This is a genomic window from Intestinirhabdus alba, from assembly GCF_009711095.1.
Lineage (GTDB): Bacteria > Pseudomonadota > Gammaproteobacteria > Enterobacterales > Enterobacteriaceae > Intestinirhabdus > Intestinirhabdus alba.
In genome coordinates this window covers 165,690-183,994 of sequence record NZ_WMJZ01000006.1, presented here as the reverse complement: position 1 = coordinate 183,994, position 18,305 = coordinate 165,690, and the positions used below count along the sequence as shown (strand labels likewise).

Genomic DNA, 18,305 nt, shown 5'->3' with positions numbered 1-18,305 from the left:
TTATCTCACGGAAATGGGCGCATTTATCGCGCGGCGCATCAGGTGGAGGCGTTCGAGCTGGAGGCCTTTGACTACATCCTCAAGCCCTGGCAGGAGTCGCGCATCGTGGGAATGCTACAGAAGCTGGAGGCCGTCTGGCAGCAGCAGCAGGCTGACGCCGCGCCCGCCGGACCGGCCGTCCGCGAAAATGACACCATCAACCTGATTAAAGATGAACGAATTATCGTCACCCCCATCGCCGATATCTACTACGCCGAGGCCCATGAAAAGATGACCTTCGTCTATACCCGCCGGGAGTCGTTCGTTATGCCGATGAACATCACCGAGTTTTGCAGCAAGCTGCCGGCGGCGCACTTTTTCCGCTGCCATCGCTCCTTCTGCGTCAACCTGAATAAAATTCGCGAGATCGAGCCGTGGTTCAATAACACCTATATTCTGCGGCTGAAGGATCTGGAGTTTGAGGTTCCGGTCAGCCGCAGCAAGGTGAAAGCGTTCCGCCAGCTGATGCATCTGTAAGCGGCGCGCCGCCTACAGGATCTGCCCCAGCGTCTGGCGCATATGCGCCCCGGCACCCAGCAGGCCTGGGTTATCATGGACGATTAGATAGACCGGAATGTCCTGCAGGTAGGCCTTGAAGCGGCCTTTATCCTCAAACCCGCCGCGGAAGCCGGAGGCCTTAAAAAACTCAAGGAAGCGCGGAACAATGCCGCCCGCGATGTAAACACCGCCGAAAGCGCCAAGATTCAGCGCCAGGTTGCCGCCAAAGCGGCCCATAATGACGCAGAACAGCGACAGGGCGCGGCGACAGTCGATGCACTCATCCGCCAGGGCGCGCCCGGTAATATCTTTGGGTCGCAGATTTTCCGGCAGACGGCCGTCGGCCTTTACGATGGCACGGTACAGATTTACCAGCCCCGGACCGGAGAGCACCCGCTCGGCCGATACGTGCCCCATTTCCGCGCGCAGCACTTCCAGAATACTGTCCTCCTCTTCGCTGTTTGGCGCAAAGTCAACGTGGCCCCCTTCGCCCGGCAGGCTTATCCAGCGCCTGTCGACATGCACCAGGTGCGCCACCCCCAGCCCGGTTCCCGCGCCGTACACCGCGACGGGTTTCCCCTCTACCGGCTCCGCGCCGCCGAACTGAATCAGATGCGTTTTTTTCAGCATCGGAATAGCCATCGATACGGCAGTGAAATCGTTAATGATCTCCAGATGGTTGAAGCCGAGGTTCTTTTTCATCTCTGCAATAGAAAATGCCCAGCTGTGATTGGTCATCGCCACCCGGTCGCCGACCACGGGACAGGCAATGGCGATGCATCCGTCCTCCACGCTGACGCGATGCTCCTCAAGGTACACGCGCACCACGGCCTCAAGGCTGGGATAGTCCAGCCCGGAATAGGTCCTGGCCTGAGAGATCTCTCCGCTGGCGATATCGCACAGCGCAAGACGCGCGTTGGTGCCGCCGACGTCGCCTACTAAAGCATACTTTGTCATTCTTCTACTGCTCCACTAAAGTCAGAATGGATCGCTGCCACACTGTAAATTCACGCGGGCATAACGGCAACGGGCTGAAGGCCGCCGCCCTAAAAATAGCGTGCCCAGTCACCCGGTGACTTTATCGCTTCGCCCGCTGCCCCGATCATACCCGCTTAGTATTGATTGTAGCGGTGAAATTCGCCCGCATCTCAGGTCAATTTCTCCGGGTTGACGGCGGGTTCAACCGGCTGGCGCCTTACCGCTGCGGGCCACCCAGCGCCAATGCGCCTACAGCCTTCATGCAACTCGAATTATTTAGGGTATACACTGAGAGACAGGCGTACTCCGTTGAGGAAACAAAATGGCTTATCATCCTGATGAAAACCGCTATCGTTCTATGGAATATCGCCGCTGCGGCAACAGCGGCCTGAAGCTGCCGGCGGTTTCGCTGGGGCTATGGCATAACTTTGGTGACGCCACGCTTGTCGAAAACAGCCGCGCGCTGCTGCAGCGGGCCTTCGACCTGGGGATTACCCATTTCGACCTCGCCAATAACTACGGCCCGCCGCCCGGCTCGGCCGAGCGCAACTTCGGACGTATCCTGCAGGAGGATTTTTTACCGTGGCGCGATGAGTTAATTATCTCCACCAAAGCGGGCTACACCATGTGGGACGGACCATACGGCGACTGGGGATCGCGCAAGTACCTGATCGCCAGCCTCGACCAGAGCCTGAAACGAATGGGGCTGGAGTACGTCGACATCTTCTACCACCACCGCCCGGACCCTGAAACGCCGCTGCGGGAGACTATGAAGGCGCTGGACCACGTGGTGCGCCAGGGAAAAGCGCTTTACGTCGGCCTTTCCAACTATCCGGCGGACCTGGCGGGCCAGGCGATTGCGATCCTTGAAGATCTCGGTACGCCATGCCTGATTCATCAGCCAAAGTATTCGATGTTTGAGCGCCAGCCCGAAGAGGGCCTGCTGGCCCTGCTGCGGGAAAAAGGGGTCGGCAGCATTGCCTTCTCGCCGCTGGCGGGCGGACAGCTGACCGATCGCTACCTCAACGGCATTCCGGCGGATTCGCGGGCGGCGAGCGGCAGCCGCTTCCTCAGCCCCGGGCAGATTACCGCCGAAACGCTGGAAAAAGTGCGGCAGCTTAACGCGCTGGCGGCAAAGCGCGGCCAGAAGCTTTCGCAGATGGCCCTCGCCTGGGTATTGCGCCACGACGACGTCACCTCGGTGCTGATTGGTGCCAGCAAAACCGCACAGCTTGAGGATGCGGCGGGGATGCTGGCAAACCGTCGTTTCACGGCGGCAGAATGCGCCGAAATCGACGCCATCCTTAACAACGACAGGTCGCGGTAGCGTTAGCAAAACGTGCTGTCCGTAGCGATTTAAGAGTTAAAGCGATGATACGGGGCTTTTCTGCCCCGTAATATTGCGTTAACAGGCCGGTCGCGGCTTAGATCGTGAAGGAGAAAAAGCATGTTCAGGTCACTGATTCTGGCGGCAGCCCTGGTGGCTTTTGCCCCGCTTGCCGCCACCGCAGGCGAAATCACCCTGCTACCCTCGATAAAATTACAAATCGGCGATCGCGATAATTACGGTAACTACTGGGACGGCGGACGCTGGCGCGATCGCGACTACTGGCATCACCACTATGAATGGCGGAAAAACCGCTGGTGGCGGCACGATAACGGCTATCATCGCGGCTGGGATAAACGCAACGCCTACGAACGCGGCTATCGCGAAGGCTGGCGTGACCGCGATGACCGTCACGGACATGGCCGGGGCCACAAACACCACCATTGAGCAGAGAAGTATACCGGCTCCAGAGCGCGCTAACCGCCGCCCGGTCCTTCTCAGAGGCCGAAGGTTTAAACACATTCACTGGCCGGTTGTCAGCAGGTAACGACAAAGAGGGAAAAGCCGCGCTTTTCCCTCTTTTTTCAACAACCAGGAGGCCGTGTGGCCCCTCATCTTTTTCAGGCAACGAAAGCGCTTCCCGACCTGCGGGCGCACTACGCCGCCTCGTCGGGCTTATGCTCCAGCGCCCGATTGCCGTTGATGGCAATGCGCCGGGGCTTCTCTTCCTCTGGCACTTCATGGAACAGCGCAACCGTCAGCAGGCCGTTACAAAGCGCCGCGCCGGTAACGCTCACCCGTTCCGGCAGGCTGTAGCTGACGCGGAAGTCGCTGCGGCTGATGCCGCGATGGATCCAGCCCGTATCGTTGCTCTCTTCTTCACGTTTGCCGATGATAGTCAGCCGTCCGCCGACGGTTTCTATCTGCAGTTCGCTCTCCTGCCAGCCGGGAACGCTGAGGGTCAACTCATAACGGTTCTCCTCCAGACGCCGGATATTATAGGGCGGCGTGGCGGGCAGCGGCGCGCTGCCGGTCAGCTGACTGAACAGCCGATCGATACGGTCGAAGCGATCGCTTAACAGGGAATCGGAAAGCAGAGGAAATGTTCGGATTGTCATCATGTACCTCCTGAACAGTAAAAAAAGTATTCAAAAAGTTCATGTCGGCGGAGCCGTGCGGCCCGCTCGTCTGGTATATAAGGGTGTCCGGCGCGTTTTCAACGGCACCGGAGGGTGATTTTGTGATATTTATCACATTTTCCGCACCAGCCCCCTGCGCATCAGCGGCCGCCAAAAACCATTTCCACCAGCAGCCACAGGTTAAGCGACACTACCAGCGCCACGATAAGCCAGCCCAGCCGCTTTACCAGCCGGCTGTTAACCAGGTCGCCCATAATATGGCGGTTACTGGTGAACACCAGCAGCGGCACCAGCGCCAGCGCGATGCCAAAGCTCAACAATACCTGGCTCATCACCAGAATGCGGGTAGGGTCCAGCCCCAGCAGGATAACGATAAACGAGGGCAGCATAGTGATTGCCCGCCGCAGCCACAGCGGAATATGGAAATGGACGAAGCCCTGCATCACCACCTGCCCGGCGAGGGTGCCGACCACCGTTGATGAAAGCCCGGCGGCCACCAGGCTAAGGCCGAAAACGGTGGCCGCCGCGCGGCTGAGCAGCGGCTCCAGGGTAAGATAGGCCTGGTCCAGCTCGGTGATGCCGGTGTGCCCGCTGTAGTGAAAAGCGGCGGCGGCGGTGGCCATCATCGCCAGGTTCACAAATCCGGCGATAGTCATGGCGATCGCCACGTCCCATTTGGTTGCCGAATAGCGCTGCTGCCGCGAGCCGCCGTGCAGATCCTGGGTCAGCGATGAGTGTAAATAGATAACGTGCGGCATAATGGTAGCGCCAAGCACGCCCGCCGCCAGAAATACCGCCTCTGAGCCTGGCAGGCTGGGAATCATCATCCCCTTGCCCAGTTGCACGATATCCGGCTGCGAGAAAATCAGCTCGACGATATAGGCCGCCGCGACAAACAGCAGCAGCCCGCCGATGACCTTTTCCAGCGGCTTTTGCCCGCGCCGCTGCAGCATCAGAATCAAAAAGGTGGCGACACCGGTCAGCACTGCGCCCTGCAGCAGCGAAACGCCAAGCAGCAGTTTGAAGCCGATGGCCGCGCCGATAAATTCCGCCAGGTCAGTGGCCATAGCGATAATTTCCGCCTGCACCCACCAGAACCAGACCAGCGGACGCGGATAGCGATCGCGGATCTGCTCCGCCAGGTTTTTCCCGCTGGCGATGCCGAGCTTGGCGGAAAGCACCTGAATCAGCATCGCCATCAGGTTGGCCCATACCACGACCCACAGCAGCTGGTAGCCAAAGCTGGCCCCGGCCTGGATATTGGTTGCAAAGTTGCCGGGATCGATATAGCCAATCGCCGCGATAAACGCCGGCCCCATCAGCGCGAACCTCAGCTTGCGCGCTGCCCGTCCGCGACTACTTTCAACGCGCTCGTTTGTCATTGTTTACCCCTGAAACATAGCCTTTGCTATGTTTCATGCTAGACTTATTGAGAATGATTATCAAGTGCATTAAGATAAATTACGCTGACTCTCTGTTAGCCCGGAGCCAGAGTCATTATCCGGTCCGGTGAGAAAATGAGTTGTTTGATGAATGTTATAAGGCTAGCACAAGGAAGTAACTTTTCCCCTGCCGGGCGGTTAAGAGCAAAGGATAAAAGGGGGCACGCTTTTTGAGACTCGTCACAGCTCCTTACTATAATGTGTGTTAGCTCTCGTTTTATTTGATTCCGTTACATAGAATGTGCACGAAAATTAAACCTGCCTCATATTTGGAGCAAATATGGACCGCGTCCTTCATTTTGTCCTCGCGCTTGTCGTCGTAGCAGCACTCGCGTTGCTGGTTAGTCGCGATCGTAAAAGCATTCGCTTACGTTATATTATTCAGCTGCTTGTTATCGAAGTGCTACTGGCGTGGTTCTTCCTGACCTCCGACGTCGGCCTCGGCTTTGTGAAAGGTTTTTCAGAAGTTTTTGAAAAGCTGCTCGGCTTCGCCAGCGAAGGGACCAACTTCGTCTTCAATAATATGAATGACCAGGGGCTGGCCTTCTTCTTCCTGAAGGTGCTCTGCCCTATCGTCTTCATCTCCGCCCTGATCGGCATCCTGCAGCATATCCGCGTGCTGCCGGTAATCATCCGCGGGATCGGTTTCCTGTTATCCAAAGTCAACGGCATGGGTAAACTGGAGTCCTTTAACGCCGTCAGCTCGCTGATCCTCGGCCAGTCGGAAAACTTTATCGCCTATAAAGATATTCTCGGCAGAATGTCCCGCAACCGTATGTACACCATGGCCGCCACGGCGATGTCCACCGTATCTATGTCGATCGTGGGTGCCTATATGACCATGCTGGAACCGAAATACGTCGTCGCGGCGCTGGTGCTGAATATGTTCAGCACCTTTATCGTGCTGTCGCTGATCAACCCGTACCGCGTGAGCGCCGACGAAGATAATATCCAGATGTCCAACCTGCACGAAGGGCAGAGCTTCTTCGAAATGCTGGGCGAGTACATTCTGGCAGGCTTCAGGGTGGCCATTATCGTTGCCGCGATGCTGATCGGCTTCATCGCCCTGATTGCCGCGCTGAATGCCCTGTTCGCGACCGTTACCGGCTGGTTCGGCCACAGCGTCTCCTTCCAGGATATGCTGGGCTATCTCTTCTATCCGGTAGCGTGGGTGATGGGCGTTCCGGCCGGCGAAGCGCACACGGTGGGCGGACTAATGGCGACCAAGCTGGTCTCTAACGAATTCGTCGCCATGATGGAGCTGCAGAAGCTCGCTACCCCGCTCACGCCGCGCGCGGAGGGCATTCTCTCCATCTTCCTGGTCTCCTTCGCAAACTTCTCTTCTATCGGGATTATTGCGGGTGCGATTAAGGGGCTGAACGAGGAGCAGGGCAACGTGGTTTCCCGCTTCGGCCTGAAGCTGGTCTATGGCTCAACGCTGGTGAGCGTGCTGTCAGCCTCTGTCGCCGCACTGGTGATGTAAGGCGCGCCATACGCAAAGCCGGGGGCGCACCCCGGCTTTTTTACGCCTGCGCCTCATGCCGGGCTGCGATAAAAAAACGATCGCCAGCTAGCCGGCAATAAAGCCCTTTTCGGCCGGTAAAGTCAGCTCCGGCAGCACCTGACCAGCACGGCGTAAACAGCCGTCTCCCCCTCTGCAGATAAGGCGCAATATTCCAATGCCGGACCGCGCGGACATAGCGCGGGTTAGCTAACGTGCGCAGTGGATAGTAAAACCCGGCCCGTCAGGGCGAGCTTAGGGATATGGCAAAAATGACGGAAGCGCGGAGACAAAAAACCCCCGCTTTGCAGCGAGGGTTCAAATTTTGGTGGAGCTAAGCGGGATCGAACCGCTGACCTCTTGCATGCCATGCAAGCGCTCTCCCAGCTGAGCTATAGCCCCACAATATCAACTTTATGTACCAAATTCGTTGGGTTCAAATTTGGTGGAGCTAAGCGGGATCGAACCGCTGACCTCTTGCATGCCATGCAAGCGCTCTCCCAGCTGAGCTATAGCCCCGTTACATAAAGCGTGTCGAGTTGACGGGCGGCATAATATGAATTCCCCACGTCTGTGTCAACGGCAAATTATCCCTCGTAAATCCGATCGCTGAAAAAGCAAACAGATGAAGGACATTGCGTGTTCACTCGCATTCAGTAGTTAAACAAGTCACGGTTTCTACTAAAATGATGCTATAAAATGAACCACTAATTAACCATACGTCCATTCAGGGAATAGCTATGTTCAAGGAGCGAATGACGCCAGAAGAACTCGCTAATCTGACCGGCTACAGCCGGCAGACCATCAATAAGTGGGTTCGCAAAGAAGGATGGGTAACCTCGCCCAAACCCGGCGTACAGGGCGGCAAGGCTCGCCTGGTTCACGTCAACGAACAGGTGCGTGAATATATCCGCAACGCCGAACGCCCGGCAGAGGGCCTGCCTGTTTCCCTAAGACAGGCTGATAACCCTACTCTTGAGCCGCTGCTAAGCAAACTTGCCAAAGAAATGACCGCTGCGGAACAGAAACTTTTTACCTCCCTGCTGCTGCGGGAAGGTATCACCGGTTTGTTACAACGCTTAGGGATACGCGACGGCAAATAATATGAAAAGATTACGCAGTAAAATGACCACCGAGGAGCTGGCCGAATGCCTGGGAGTAGCAAAGCAGACCGTCAATCGCTGGATCAGGGAACAGAAATGGGAAACCGAAAAGTTTCCCGGCGTTAAGGGCGGGCGCGCCAGGCTTATTCATATCGATAGCCGCGTGCGGGAGTTTATTCTGCATATTCCGGCCTTTCGCAACCACTCTGCGTTTTATCAGGCGGAAGAGTCGCTCGCCGACTATCAGCCCGTTGCCCGCAGCCACGCCTGCCGACAAATTATGGATGCCGTCGAAAACATGACCGCAGCGGAGCAGGAGAAACTGGCGCTGTTTCTTTCCCGCGAAGGAATTCGCTCTTTTCTGGCACGTCTGGGCATCGACGAGACGGAGTAGCTGACAGCCCTGCTTCGCAGCTTTTTCAGACAATAAAAAAACGGCAGCCCGCCGGGGCCTGCCGTTTTTTATGCCTTCGCTACCTTTACTGCTGGCTTTCGCGTCCGGCAATGAACGCCAGCGCCCTGTTGATACGCTCGACGCTGCGGGTTTTACCAATGGCATGGACGGTAACGTCCAGAGCCGGAGACTGGCCGGCACCGGTCACCGCGACGCGCAGCGGCATCCCGACTTTCCCCATGCCGACTCCCAGCTCGTCGGCGGTCGCCTGAATCGCCTGATGCACGTTTTCCGCCGTCCACTCCGTAATGGCCGCGATCCTGTCGCGCACGTTTTCCAGCGGCTGACGCGCCACCGGACGCAAATGTTTTTTCGCCGCATCGGCGTCAAAGTCGGTAAAGTCCTCGTAGAAATAACGGCAGCTTTGCGCCATCTCTTTCAGGGTCTTGCAGCGCTCGCCCAGCAGTTTCACCAGCTCGGCCAGCTGCGGGCCGCTGCGGGTATCGATATTTTCCTGCTCAATATGCCACTGCAGATGCGTGGCCACATACTCCGGTGGCAGGCTATTAATATAGTGGTGATTCAGCCACAGCAGCTTGTCGGTGTTAAAGGCGCTGGCAGATTTACTCACCGCGTTCAGAGAGAACAGCGCGATCATCTCCTCGCGGGAAAAGATCTCCCGATCGCCGCTGGACCAGCCGAGACGCACCAGATAGTTCAGCAGCGCCTCCGGCAGATAGCCATCGTCGCGATACTGCATTACGCTCACCGCACCGTGGCGTTTGGAAAGCTTTTTACCGTCGTCGCCGTTGATCATCGAAACGTGAGCATAGGTCGGCACCGGCGCGTTCAGCGCTTTCAGGATATTAATCTGCCGCGGCGTGTTGTTAATGTGGTCTTCGCCGCGAATAACGTGGCTAATTTCCATATCCCAGTCGTCCACCACCACGCAGAAGTTATAGGTCGGGGAGCCGTCGGTACGACGAATAATCAGATCGTCCAGCTCCTGATTGCTGAATTCGATCGGCCCGCGGATCTGGTCGTCAAAAACCACCGATCCTTCCTGCGGGTTGGCAAAGCGCACCACGCAGGGTTCATCATCGGCGTGGTGCTCATGCCCGTGGCGGCAGCGGCCGTCGTAGCGCGGCTTTTCGCCCTTCGCCATCTGTTCTTCGCGCAGCGCGTCCAGGCGCTCTCTTGAGCAGTAACATTTATAGGCGGTGCCCGCTTCCAGCATTTCATCAATAACGGCGTTATAGCGGTCAAAACGTTTAGTCTGGTAGTACGGGCCTTCATCCCACTCCAGGTTCAGCCAGTTCATACCGTCCATAATGGCTTCAATAGCTTCCGGCGTGGAGCGTTCAAGATCGGTGTCTTCAATACGCAGCACGAACTCACCGCCGTGGTTACGCGCAAAAAGCCAGGAGTAGAGAGCGGTACGGGCACCGCCGACGTGCAGATAGCCCGTCGGGCTTGGCGCGAAGCGAGTTTTGATTTTCATGAAATGGCCTTACGTTATAAAGATGCCGACAACCGGCGAATCCTGGAAAAATCGCATACGCGAGATCGTTCACGATGCCTCAGGGCAAGAATGCCAGCGCCTTTCCGCCGGCAGAATTAAGCATGCGGTCGGGACGAGCAGGCACAGCGCATTCAGGGGCAGCCTGAAGGAAGATGCGTAGAATGGGCAACATTCTATCACCGTGAGGCAATTCCTCAATGTTGTTACCGGGTAAAGGCGTGGCTTAGCCGTTTTTGTTTGTAAATCAAGCGCCATCGCCCCTTTAAACAGCGTTTTGTTTAAAATTAAGACGAACAAACAATTTCTTTAGAAAAGGCGTTGACTCATTTTCAACTCTCCCTATAATGCGACTCCACACAGCGGGGGTGATTAGCTCAGCTGGGAGAGCACCTCCCTTACAAGGAGGGGGTCGGCGGTTCGATCCCGTCATCACCCACCAACTACTCAGGTAGTCTCCGCCGTGTAAATAAGAAATTGAGAAGTGGGTGATTAGCTCAGCTGGGAGAGCACCTCCCTTACAAGGAGGGGGTCGGCGGTTCGATCCCGTCATCACCCACCACTTTCTCACCAGCTAAATTTCTTATTGTGCAGTACCGAAGTGGGTGATTAGCTCAGCTGGGAGAGCACCTCCCTTACAAGGAGGGGGTCGGCGGTTCGATCCCGTCATCACCCACCAACTACTCAGGTAGTCTCCGCCGTGTAAATAAGAAATTGAGAAGTGGGTGATTAGCTCAGCTGGGAGAGCACCTCCCTTACAAGGAGGGGGTCGGCGGTTCGATCCCGTCATCACCCACCACTTTCTCACCAGCTAAATTTCTTATTGTGCAGTACCGAAGTGGGTGATTAGCTCAGCCGGGAGAGCACCTCCCTTACAAGGAGGGGGTCGGCGGTTCGATCCCGTCATCACCCACCACTTCGGGTCGTTAGCTCAGTTGGTAGAGCAGTTGACTTTTAATCAATTGGTCGCAGGTTCGAATCCTGCACGACCCACCAGTGTAAAAAGGCGCCCTAAAGGCGCCTTTTTGCTATCTGCGATATTAATGATTCGACAAAATTGTCGGGAACAATTTTGCCCGGCGCAACGGCGCTGGCCCGCAGGGCGAGTCTCCGGAAAGACGGAATTTCTCAGCCTGCTTGCCACCCTCTTCGTCTCACCCCTTCTCCAGGTAATCAATTGAAGGTCTGTCCTGAATCGCCACAGATAATCCAGATGCTTCCGAGCCGTTGATAATATTGGTTTCCATATTCTGTCGGTGACATCCGATCGCTCAAACCATGCCGACGCTTATAAAAGATTTCGACGTAATCAAAAATATCACTGCTAGCTTCTTCCCGCGTTCCGTAGATCTTTTACTTTATCCGCTCGTGTTTCAGTAACTGGAAAAACTTTCTGCAACCGTGTGTTGGGGATCACACCGCCATAGTGCCATCTGCAACGTATCGCACGCCAGTTGCGCCGTTATCCGCGACGACATCGTCCAGCCGATAACGGCGCGTGACCACAGGTCTAAGCAGCTGAGGGCGACACAGAACACCCGGCACATTCCCCAGATGCTGAACCCAGCCTGATGTTGTTCGATAACGACATACTTAATTTCAGGCACTTCACGAAGAGGCGTAAGCCTTTTGCAGGATGGCCAGCTCTTCACCCCGTTGGTAACACCAGCAGCCGTTTAAAGCAGCCAACACGCTTTCACGCTCAGATGATGTCAGTTGCTGCCGCTGCCGTTTACTCCACCAGGCGCAGAGCTAAAATTCGTACAGACTGAACTGGCGGACTGAGGCTACTCAGCCTGTGCGTTCAGCAAGCTTCAGGGCTTCATTGCGAAATTCTGGCGAAAGTTGTTTACGTGACTTCTTACTGGCTGATACTGGTTTTGTTATGTGAGTCACCTCTGTCAGAGAGTTTATCTGGACTGACTCGCCCCAGGAAAATTTCCTACCCCATAATCCAACTATCACCGTTCTGTCACACGACTGAAATTTTTTGCCCTGCGACTATTGGGCGTGATTGGGTATTCAGTAGAAATAAATCTCTATACCCGTCATCCTTCAGGTTGCATATGCGTTGGCTTTATTCGGGCCAGGGGCCTCACCCTGAAGGGCCGCCGCCAATGGCGTTCAAATCGGTTAAGCCGATTTGTTCTCGTTCACCCCGGTCACTGACTCCAGTAAGCTCCCGGGGATTAATGAGAGACATCCCTGTCTCTCACCAGAGGTAGCCTGCGGCTGTTCAAAACGTGCTGCGTTTTGTCCTACAACTCGAACTATTTAGGGTATACATGACGTAGTGAAGGAAAAATATCCGCATACATACCACTGTTCGGAAAAACACAGACTCACATCGCTAATCAATATCAATACACATTGACGAAAAAGGAGTTGATACTTTTGACCATTCATTTTGAACGGCTCAGTGCTGAACTTATGGTTCAGAAGGCTGGATACCTAAAATTTGCGCCAACTCACAAAATGATATGATGGCATAGTTTGTAGGCTTGTCAGTGGATTAAAAAGCAGTATTCTGTCGCAAGACAGAATGGATTGTTACCGTATTGGGCAAAACCAGACGCGGGCAAAACCTGAACCGTTTTTCTGCAGGGCTAAAGCCGCAGAAAAATGGTTCAGGTTTTTTTTCGTTCCTAAAACGTTATCAAAAATCTAATGTCTGGAATGGATATGTCTAAGCGTGAGTTAAGGATAGTTAATGAAATACAAAACATTAGTCAGCGTGATTCTTGAAAGCGTAGGCGATGCAGACAACGTAAGTAGAGTAATTCACTGTGTTACCCGGCTGCGTTTTAACTTTAAAGATCATAAAAAAGCGGATGTGACTATCCTTAAAAACAATTCCAGTGTCATCATGGTAGTTGAAAGAGGTGACCAATTTCAGATTGTAGTAGGGAGCCATGTCAGCGAGGTCTATCAGAATCTGCTTTCTGTTTCTGGTATCAGTGAGTGGCCCAGTCGTCAGGGTGCTGATGGGGGAAATAATAAAGGAAATCGCCTGTCAGGTTTCATCGATATTATATCTGGTAACTTCACGCCATTATTGGGTGTTACGGCAGCCTGCGGTTGGATATCTACCAACAGTAGTACCTATACACTATTATTGGCTTCCAGTGATTCGCTTTTCTATTACTTCCCGATTATTCTGAGATATGCTGCCGATAAGATATTCGGCGGAAATGCCTTTGTTACTATGTGTATTGGTGGGGCGCTGATACATCCGTCTGTACTTGAGGATTTCAACACCATGTCGGCGACCGATTATCAACCACTGAATTTTTTCTGCATCCCAATTATATTCTCCTTCTGGGTATCATGCCAACTGGAAAAAACGCTGAATAAAAATTCACATATTAATATCCGAAATTTCTTTACTTCAACTTTTTGTCTGTTGGTCACCGTACCGCTAACATTCCTGCTGATCAGATGGAGGGTGCCTATGCGACTGATAGCAAAGAGTTGTATCTGTAAATTAAAAGTAGACATATATCGTATATAAATCACATCCGAAATATATTTACCAGGAACCACGGCCATGAAAATAAAAGAAAATATTGTAAAATTATCACTCGTAACAACCTTATTATCAATGTATCCGAACTGGACGTATGCCTCCGAACTGGGCAATAAAACCAAACCAAATATCATACTTCTTTTTGCCGATGATATGGGATGGGCTGATATATCAGTTCAAGGAGCCAGGACCTCTACTCCTAACTTAGATCATCTTGCCGCTACGGGACAAAGATGGACAAATTTCTATGTCCCATCTCCGGTTTGTTCTCCGAGTCGAGGGGCATTAATGACTGGGCGTTTAGAAACCAGAACCGGATTATATGGTACAAAAAGTCCGGTATTTGTTGAAGAGGATCCTGATGGATTCCCGGATAACGAGGTTACTATAGCTGACTCATTGAGAAAAAATGGCTACAAAACAATAATTTATGGCAAATGGCATCTGGGAGCTCAAAGTTCAGGATTTCCTACACGCCATGGATTTGATGAATGGTATGGTATTCCAATAAGTAACGACAGATTTAATGCAGTCGTTGACCAAATCGAACTTGACAAACTACGGATGCAGCAGAAAAATCCGACGAAGGCTGCCGCACTGTTCAAAAAAATCCAACAAACTAATATCCATCCAAAACAAGAATATTGGGGAGTGCCACTTTATCATTCGTACAAGGTTAACGGTAAATATGTTGACTACGTGGTACCACAAGGGTTTAAACAGGCTGATTTCACAAAAGATGTAACAGAAAAAGCAAAAAAATATATAGCTGAAAACAAGAACACTCCATTCTTTATGTATATGGCCTATCCCCAGACGCATGTTCCGCTGTTTTCATCTAAAGAGTACGAAGGCAAAGGGCATAATCGCTATGGCGATATCATGCTTGAAATTGACTGGTCCGTTGGTGAAATATATAAATCTCTGGAGAAAAATAATATTGCAGATAACACTGTGGTTATTTTCACATCAGATAATGGCCCATGGTTGCTTTACGATAAAGAAGGGCTCTCTGGTTCTGCCTTACCCATGCATGGCGGTAAGAGTACCATATATGAAGGAGGTGCACGAGTTCCATTTATCGTCAATTGGAAATCCCATATCAAGTCTGGTGTTGTAGACGGAATTGGCAGTACTTTAGATTTGTTACCAACGCTAATGGAGATTTCTGGAACCACACATTCTCAGAAAGTTCTTGACGGGAAAAACCTTACATCAACTTTCCTGAATAATAAAGAAAGTCCTCGTACTTTCATGCCCTATTTTTACATGGGCGATATGTATGCATATCGTTCTGGAGATTATAAAGTTATATTAATGCAAATCCAGAATGGAAAAATGGTCTCATTAGAAAAACCTATGTTGTTCAATTTAAAAAAAGACATATCTGAAAAAAATGATTTGGCAGAACAAAAGCCAGCTAAACTCCGCATGCTAATTAATCAAGCTAAACAATACCGGGATCGACTCGGTGTTAAAAAAGAACCGCTGTTTGATATGTGATTGAATATGGAGAATTATATGAAAAGGAAAAATTTTATTAAAAGCATTTTGGTGCTTTTTATGGCTCCACAGCACACCAGGTTTAATCAGATCTGGTGTGAGTAAAATTATTAGCCATGAGAATTTAACGATGAAAAATAAGTTAGCGATAATAACCTTAGTTGCTGTTAGCTTTAGTACCTCTGCTAAAAGCCCTACTACAACCTGGACGTCAGTTTTGGTCGGTGATTATTTAAATCCAAAAACAGGAAGCGAACTGAAAATTAGTGATACAAAAAAAGGTGACCGCTGGTATTTTAATGGTGCTCTGAAGGGGGGATATGACACTAGCGAAACCTATCATAAATATTTTTCAGATGTAATGTTTCGTGTTAGGGGTGCCCAAAAACTGACTGATGACTACCTTTTCGTTGCTGACGTGCGTCTGGATACAAAAGAAAATCACGTCCGTAAGAATGGTCAGACTACAAATCATTACAATGGGATGGACGACACTACAATCATTGATCAGTTTCGTATAGGTTTTGAATCTCTAGATTATGGCGCACTTTTATATGGAAAATACACCGCTAATATGGTCCCTTTCTTTGCTGATGTTGATATATCAGTAAGGGGAATGTATATGGTCCAGGGAGATGGTGGCGGTAAAAATGCTAATAAATTTATGTATCTAAGTCAGTTCGCAAATAATGTTTTTATATACGGAACTTATGATCAAAGATCGCATATTTGGGGGTTTGATCTGGGCTATCAAACTGCTAATTCATATTCAATGCTCCCTGATTCTCGTGGTTATTATTTCTCGATGCATAACGGACAACCATCTCTAATTCTCGGATCATTCACTTACATTTATGGTAATGTTAATAATAATAGCCACATCAATAGTGACACAAAATATAAAAGAAACTCCGACACTTTATATACTTACTCATTAACATCTTATTATCAGATAGCAAAAAGACACAGACTCATGTTCAATATATCTTATTCTGAAAAGGATAAATCGGAATCAAAACATGACATTGTCAAGAATGGATATGCTAAAGGTGGCCTCGGGCGTTCAGCAATTGCATCCTGGCAGGTTTATCCAGAGAAAGGTCAAGGTTTTTCTCCCATGTTAATGGCAACCTATACGGAATTTAGTAATTCAATAACACCGCAATTACAGTACTGGTTCTCTCCACAATTTAAATTGTGGTCCGCATACTCATTAAACTCAAGCCAACCTGATGCTATCCAATTAGGGGCAATATACTCCTTCTAGTATTAAAAGCGGTCATTTTCATACTCTAATGACCGTTTTTTATTGACCTTTGTGACTGCTCCCCACCGTAAACGGCGAGGCTTCCCACTTCTCAGGCTGCAACTGGCATAGAGCCAGACTTACGCCAGCCTCGATGGGTGTAAGTATCCCGCATAATTGTTCCATTGACTGGTGTTAAATATAGCTCTAATATTACCCTTATATTAAGAGAGGAAAAGTATCTGGTGATCTACAGGACCATCTGTTTTTCATGGCAGGCAGCATAAACTCCTGTTGCTGAAAAATTAAACATCTTCAATGTTCACGGATTTCAATATTGCACCAAAACCGTCATTTAAGAAACAATTGCATTGATCGAAAAAAACATTAATCAGCCGTTTCTTCTTTTATGGTAATACTCTTTTTTAAGAGACTTCCGAATTTTTGCCAAAGACCTATTCTGCTGTATTAACTCTAGTAGATGTTGCATCTTTGGTAGGGCATGATGTAGGTGTAGAGCGAAGCCGTCGCAAAAATAATTTCTATTAGGACGGCCGTCACTAGATATATTGAATCGGTGTTTAGGACAGCCTCCATTACAGACTGAACGTACAGTACAATTTATACAGTCTTTGCTTATATTTTTCAACTTACCATGTCCAAATGCGATATTTTTGGGGGAATTGACCAATTCCTCTGAGCTATCGTGATTAATATTTCCTAGTTTATGTTCAGGATAAACGAAATGGTCGCAAGAATAAATATCACCATTTGCTTCAACGATAAGATTTCCTCCACAGGTCTCGTTAATCACACAAGCACTAGCCTGTCCAACCATTTTTGCCATTGTTTGCTCAAAATTCATCACAAATACAGAACCTAAGTCATTTGTGATCCAATGGTCAAAAATAGTATTAAGAAAAGCTCCATAGGCTTTAGCAGGTACAGACCATTCTGTGACGCTACACTGGCCTGAAAAATCTGGCTGAATTAACGTTAGTCCGTTTTCATCAGCAACGGAAGCACGACGTTCAACCAAAGGAATAAATTGCATATAGCGGCTACCTATCCTCTTGAGAAAATTATAAACATCCATAGGTCGCTTAACATTTTCCGCATTGACTACAGTTAAAGTATTAAATTCGACCTGATGACGTTTTAACGCCTCTAACCCCTTAATCACCGCATCGTACGTGCTTTTACCAGTACGAGTCAGACGATATGTATCATTGCTAATACGGTCACCATCAATCGACAAGCCGACCAGAAAATGGTTCTCTTTTAGAAAGCTTGCCCACTCATCATCAATATTAGTACCATTTGTCTGGAAAAAATTATTAATGCGTTTAGCTCCCCGATAGTAATTTTGCAAACGAATTGCTTCACGGAAAAAATCAATGCCTGGCAGCGTGGGTTCTCCACCTTGCCAAATGAAATCAACCACATCCGCTTTCTGTCCTGTGATATTCTTAAAAATATAATTTTTCAGTGTCACACCATCCATCTTCCAGCGATTTTTACGCTCCGGGTAAAGGTGTTCTTTTTCCAGGTAGAAGCAGTAAGTACAATTAATATTACATACTGAGCCAGACGGTTTTGCCATTAATTGAAAATTTGCGATTTGAGCCATCATAATTTACTTCCTCTTTATTTTACGAATCATAAAGCTACACTATGTAAATTTAGAGTAAAAAAACCATACGGCATATAATCAATATTTATATACCGTATGGTTTCGCCCGTACTCGGTTACGATCCTCTGATTGAAGTTACTTAGGTGTATGTGGCAAGGCAATTGATGATAACCAACTCCGTGATATTTATCACATTTTCTTTGAACCATATTCTACCTGACGTTTAATTGTTATATAATCGAATGCATCGATTTTTTATGAGCCATATCACAAAGCTGCTTATAAAAAGTTGAATAAAAATATGCTTTTATCATTCTACACTTAAGCGGATCGTGACTATATAAAGGCGAAACCCGGTAGTGAAGAGGAAGGGACCTTCCTCTTCACTACCGGGTTTTTTCTTTTTCTCACCCTGCTAATTGCTTCTGATAGATTTTTATTCAATGGAGAATAACA

General features: G+C 50.2%; 15 protein-coding genes, 8 tRNA genes and 1 pseudogene. 15 read left to right on the top strand and 9 right to left on the bottom strand.

Annotation, left to right across the window (positions count from 1 at the left end; translation table 11 throughout):
- Window positions 1-516 (top strand): LytR/AlgR family response regulator transcription factor (locus GJV78_RS06750; protein ID WP_155107597.1); only part of this gene is annotated, 516 nt, incomplete at its 5' end.
- A 12-nt stretch (window positions 517-528) separates the two neighbouring features.
- Here the strand turns inward: GJV78_RS06750 and glk are convergent.
- Entirely contained in the window at window positions 529-1,494 is a 966-nt protein-coding gene (gene glk, locus GJV78_RS06745; RefSeq protein WP_155107596.1) for a glucokinase, read from the bottom strand.
- A gap of 343 nt (window positions 1,495-1,837) precedes the next feature.
- Between glk and GJV78_RS06740 the strand changes: the two genes are divergently transcribed.
- Together GJV78_RS06740 and ypeC are read left to right on the top strand one after the other, a co-directional pair.
- Window positions 1,838-2,842 (top strand): aldo/keto reductase, encoded by a 1,005-nt coding sequence (locus tag GJV78_RS06740; RefSeq protein WP_155107595.1) that lies wholly within the window; start codon window positions 1,838-1,840, stop codon window positions 2,840-2,842.
- Between the two features lie 120 nt (window positions 2,843-2,962).
- A complete protein-coding gene (gene ypeC / locus GJV78_RS06735) occupies window positions 2,963-3,289 on the top strand; it encodes a DUF2502 domain-containing protein YpeC (protein ID WP_155107594.1) in 327 nt (108 codons plus the stop codon).
- 209 nt (window positions 3,290-3,498) lie between these two features.
- Here the strand turns inward: ypeC and GJV78_RS06730 are convergent, their stop codons facing one another.
- The 3 genes from GJV78_RS06730 to GJV78_RS24260 form a co-directional block, all read right to left on the bottom strand.
- Entirely contained in the window at window positions 3,499-3,963 is a 465-nt protein-coding gene (locus tag GJV78_RS06730) for an Hsp20 family protein (RefSeq protein WP_155107593.1), read from the bottom strand.
- 158 nt (window positions 3,964-4,121) lie between these two features.
- Window positions 4,122-5,363, bottom strand: coding sequence for an Nramp family divalent metal transporter (locus GJV78_RS06725; RefSeq protein ID WP_155107592.1), 1,242 nt, complete (start codon window positions 5,361-5,363; stop codon window positions 4,122-4,124).
- The gene (locus GJV78_RS24260) at window positions 5,344-5,400 is read right to left on the bottom strand and encodes a hypothetical protein (RefSeq protein WP_456237472.1); all 57 of its coding nucleotides are present in this window, start codon (window positions 5,398-5,400) and stop codon (window positions 5,344-5,346) included. The genes GJV78_RS06725 and GJV78_RS24260 overlap by 20 nt, the downstream gene beginning before the upstream one ends.
- 303 nt (window positions 5,401-5,703) lie before the next feature.
- On the opposite strand from GJV78_RS24260, the gene GJV78_RS06720 reads away from it, so the two are divergent.
- A complete protein-coding gene (locus tag GJV78_RS06720; RefSeq protein ID WP_155107591.1) occupies window positions 5,704-6,906 on the top strand; it encodes a NupC/NupG family nucleoside CNT transporter in 1,203 nt (400 codons plus the stop codon).
- A 344-nt stretch (window positions 6,907-7,250) separates the two neighbouring features.
- On the opposite strand, the gene GJV78_RS06715 is transcribed toward GJV78_RS06720, so the two are convergent.
- A tRNA-Ala gene (locus GJV78_RS06715) sits at window positions 7,251-7,326 on the bottom strand.
- 41 nt (window positions 7,327-7,367) lie between these two features.
- Window positions 7,368-7,443: transfer RNA gene (locus GJV78_RS06710), tRNA-Ala, on the bottom strand.
- 221 nt (window positions 7,444-7,664) lie between these two features.
- Between GJV78_RS06710 and GJV78_RS06705 the strand changes: the two genes are divergently transcribed.
- The gene (locus GJV78_RS06705) at window positions 7,665-8,027 is read left to right on the top strand and encodes a YfeC-like transcriptional regulator (RefSeq protein ID WP_155107590.1); all 363 of its coding nucleotides are present in this window, start codon (window positions 7,665-7,667) and stop codon (window positions 8,025-8,027) included.
- Window position 8,028: 1 nt separating this feature from the next.
- Window positions 8,029-8,421 carry a MerR family transcriptional regulator gene (locus tag GJV78_RS06700; RefSeq protein ID WP_155107589.1) on the top strand — a complete coding sequence of 131 codons (393 nt, stop codon included), beginning with the start codon at window positions 8,029-8,031 and terminating at the stop codon, window positions 8,419-8,421.
- A gap of 85 nt (window positions 8,422-8,506) precedes the next feature.
- Here GJV78_RS06700 and gltX read toward each other — a convergent pair whose 3' ends face one another.
- Window positions 8,507-9,922 (bottom strand): glutamate--tRNA ligase, encoded by a 1,416-nt coding sequence (gltX, locus tag GJV78_RS06695; RefSeq protein WP_155107588.1) that lies wholly within the window; start codon window positions 9,920-9,922, stop codon window positions 8,507-8,509.
- Window positions 9,923-10,306: 384 nt separating this feature from the next.
- Between gltX and GJV78_RS06690 the strand changes: the two genes are divergently transcribed.
- The 6 genes from GJV78_RS06690 (at window position 10,307) to GJV78_RS06665 (ending at window position 10,936) form a co-directional block, all read left to right on the top strand.
- Window positions 10,307-10,382 (top strand) — tRNA-Val (locus GJV78_RS06690).
- Window positions 10,383-10,426: 44 nt separating this feature from the next.
- A tRNA-Val gene (locus GJV78_RS06685) sits at window positions 10,427-10,502 on the top strand.
- 41 nt (window positions 10,503-10,543) lie between these two features.
- Window positions 10,544-10,619 (top strand) — tRNA-Val (locus GJV78_RS06680).
- A gap of 44 nt (window positions 10,620-10,663) precedes the next feature.
- Window positions 10,664-10,739 (top strand) — tRNA-Val (locus GJV78_RS06675).
- 41 nt (window positions 10,740-10,780) lie between these two features.
- A tRNA-Val gene (locus tag GJV78_RS06670) sits at window positions 10,781-10,856 on the top strand.
- A gap of 4 nt (window positions 10,857-10,860) precedes the next feature.
- Window positions 10,861-10,936, top strand: a tRNA-Lys gene (locus GJV78_RS06665).
- Between the two features lie 177 nt (window positions 10,937-11,113).
- On the opposite strand, the pseudogene GJV78_RS23505 reads toward GJV78_RS06665, so the two are convergent.
- Window positions 11,114-11,827: pseudogene (locus tag GJV78_RS23505) on the bottom strand (IS3 family transposase).
- Window positions 11,828-12,650: 823 nt separating this feature from the next.
- Here GJV78_RS23505 and GJV78_RS06655 point away from each other — a divergent pair.
- The 3 genes from GJV78_RS06655 (at window position 12,651) to GJV78_RS06645 (ending at window position 16,236) form a co-directional block, all read left to right on the top strand.
- The gene (locus GJV78_RS06655) at window positions 12,651-13,451 is read left to right on the top strand and encodes a PTS transporter subunit EIIB (protein ID WP_155107587.1); all 801 of its coding nucleotides are present in this window, start codon (window positions 12,651-12,653) and stop codon (window positions 13,449-13,451) included.
- A gap of 36 nt (window positions 13,452-13,487) precedes the next feature.
- On the top strand, window positions 13,488-14,969 hold the full coding sequence (locus tag GJV78_RS06650; protein WP_155107586.1) for a sulfatase-like hydrolase/transferase: 1,482 nt from the start codon (window positions 13,488-13,490) through the stop codon (window positions 14,967-14,969).
- Window positions 14,970-15,099: 130 nt separating this feature from the next.
- Window positions 15,100-16,236, top strand: a complete 1,137-nt coding sequence (locus tag GJV78_RS06645) for a hypothetical protein (protein ID WP_155107585.1) — start codon at window positions 15,100-15,102, stop codon at window positions 16,234-16,236.
- Window positions 16,237-16,606: 370 nt separating this feature from the next.
- On the opposite strand, the gene GJV78_RS06640 is transcribed toward GJV78_RS06645, so the two are convergent.
- Window positions 16,607-17,848 carry an anaerobic sulfatase maturase gene (locus tag GJV78_RS06640; protein ID WP_155107584.1) on the bottom strand — a complete coding sequence of 414 codons (1,242 nt, stop codon included), beginning with the start codon at window positions 17,846-17,848 and terminating at the stop codon, window positions 16,607-16,609.
- Window positions 17,849-18,305: the final 457 nt, after the last annotated feature.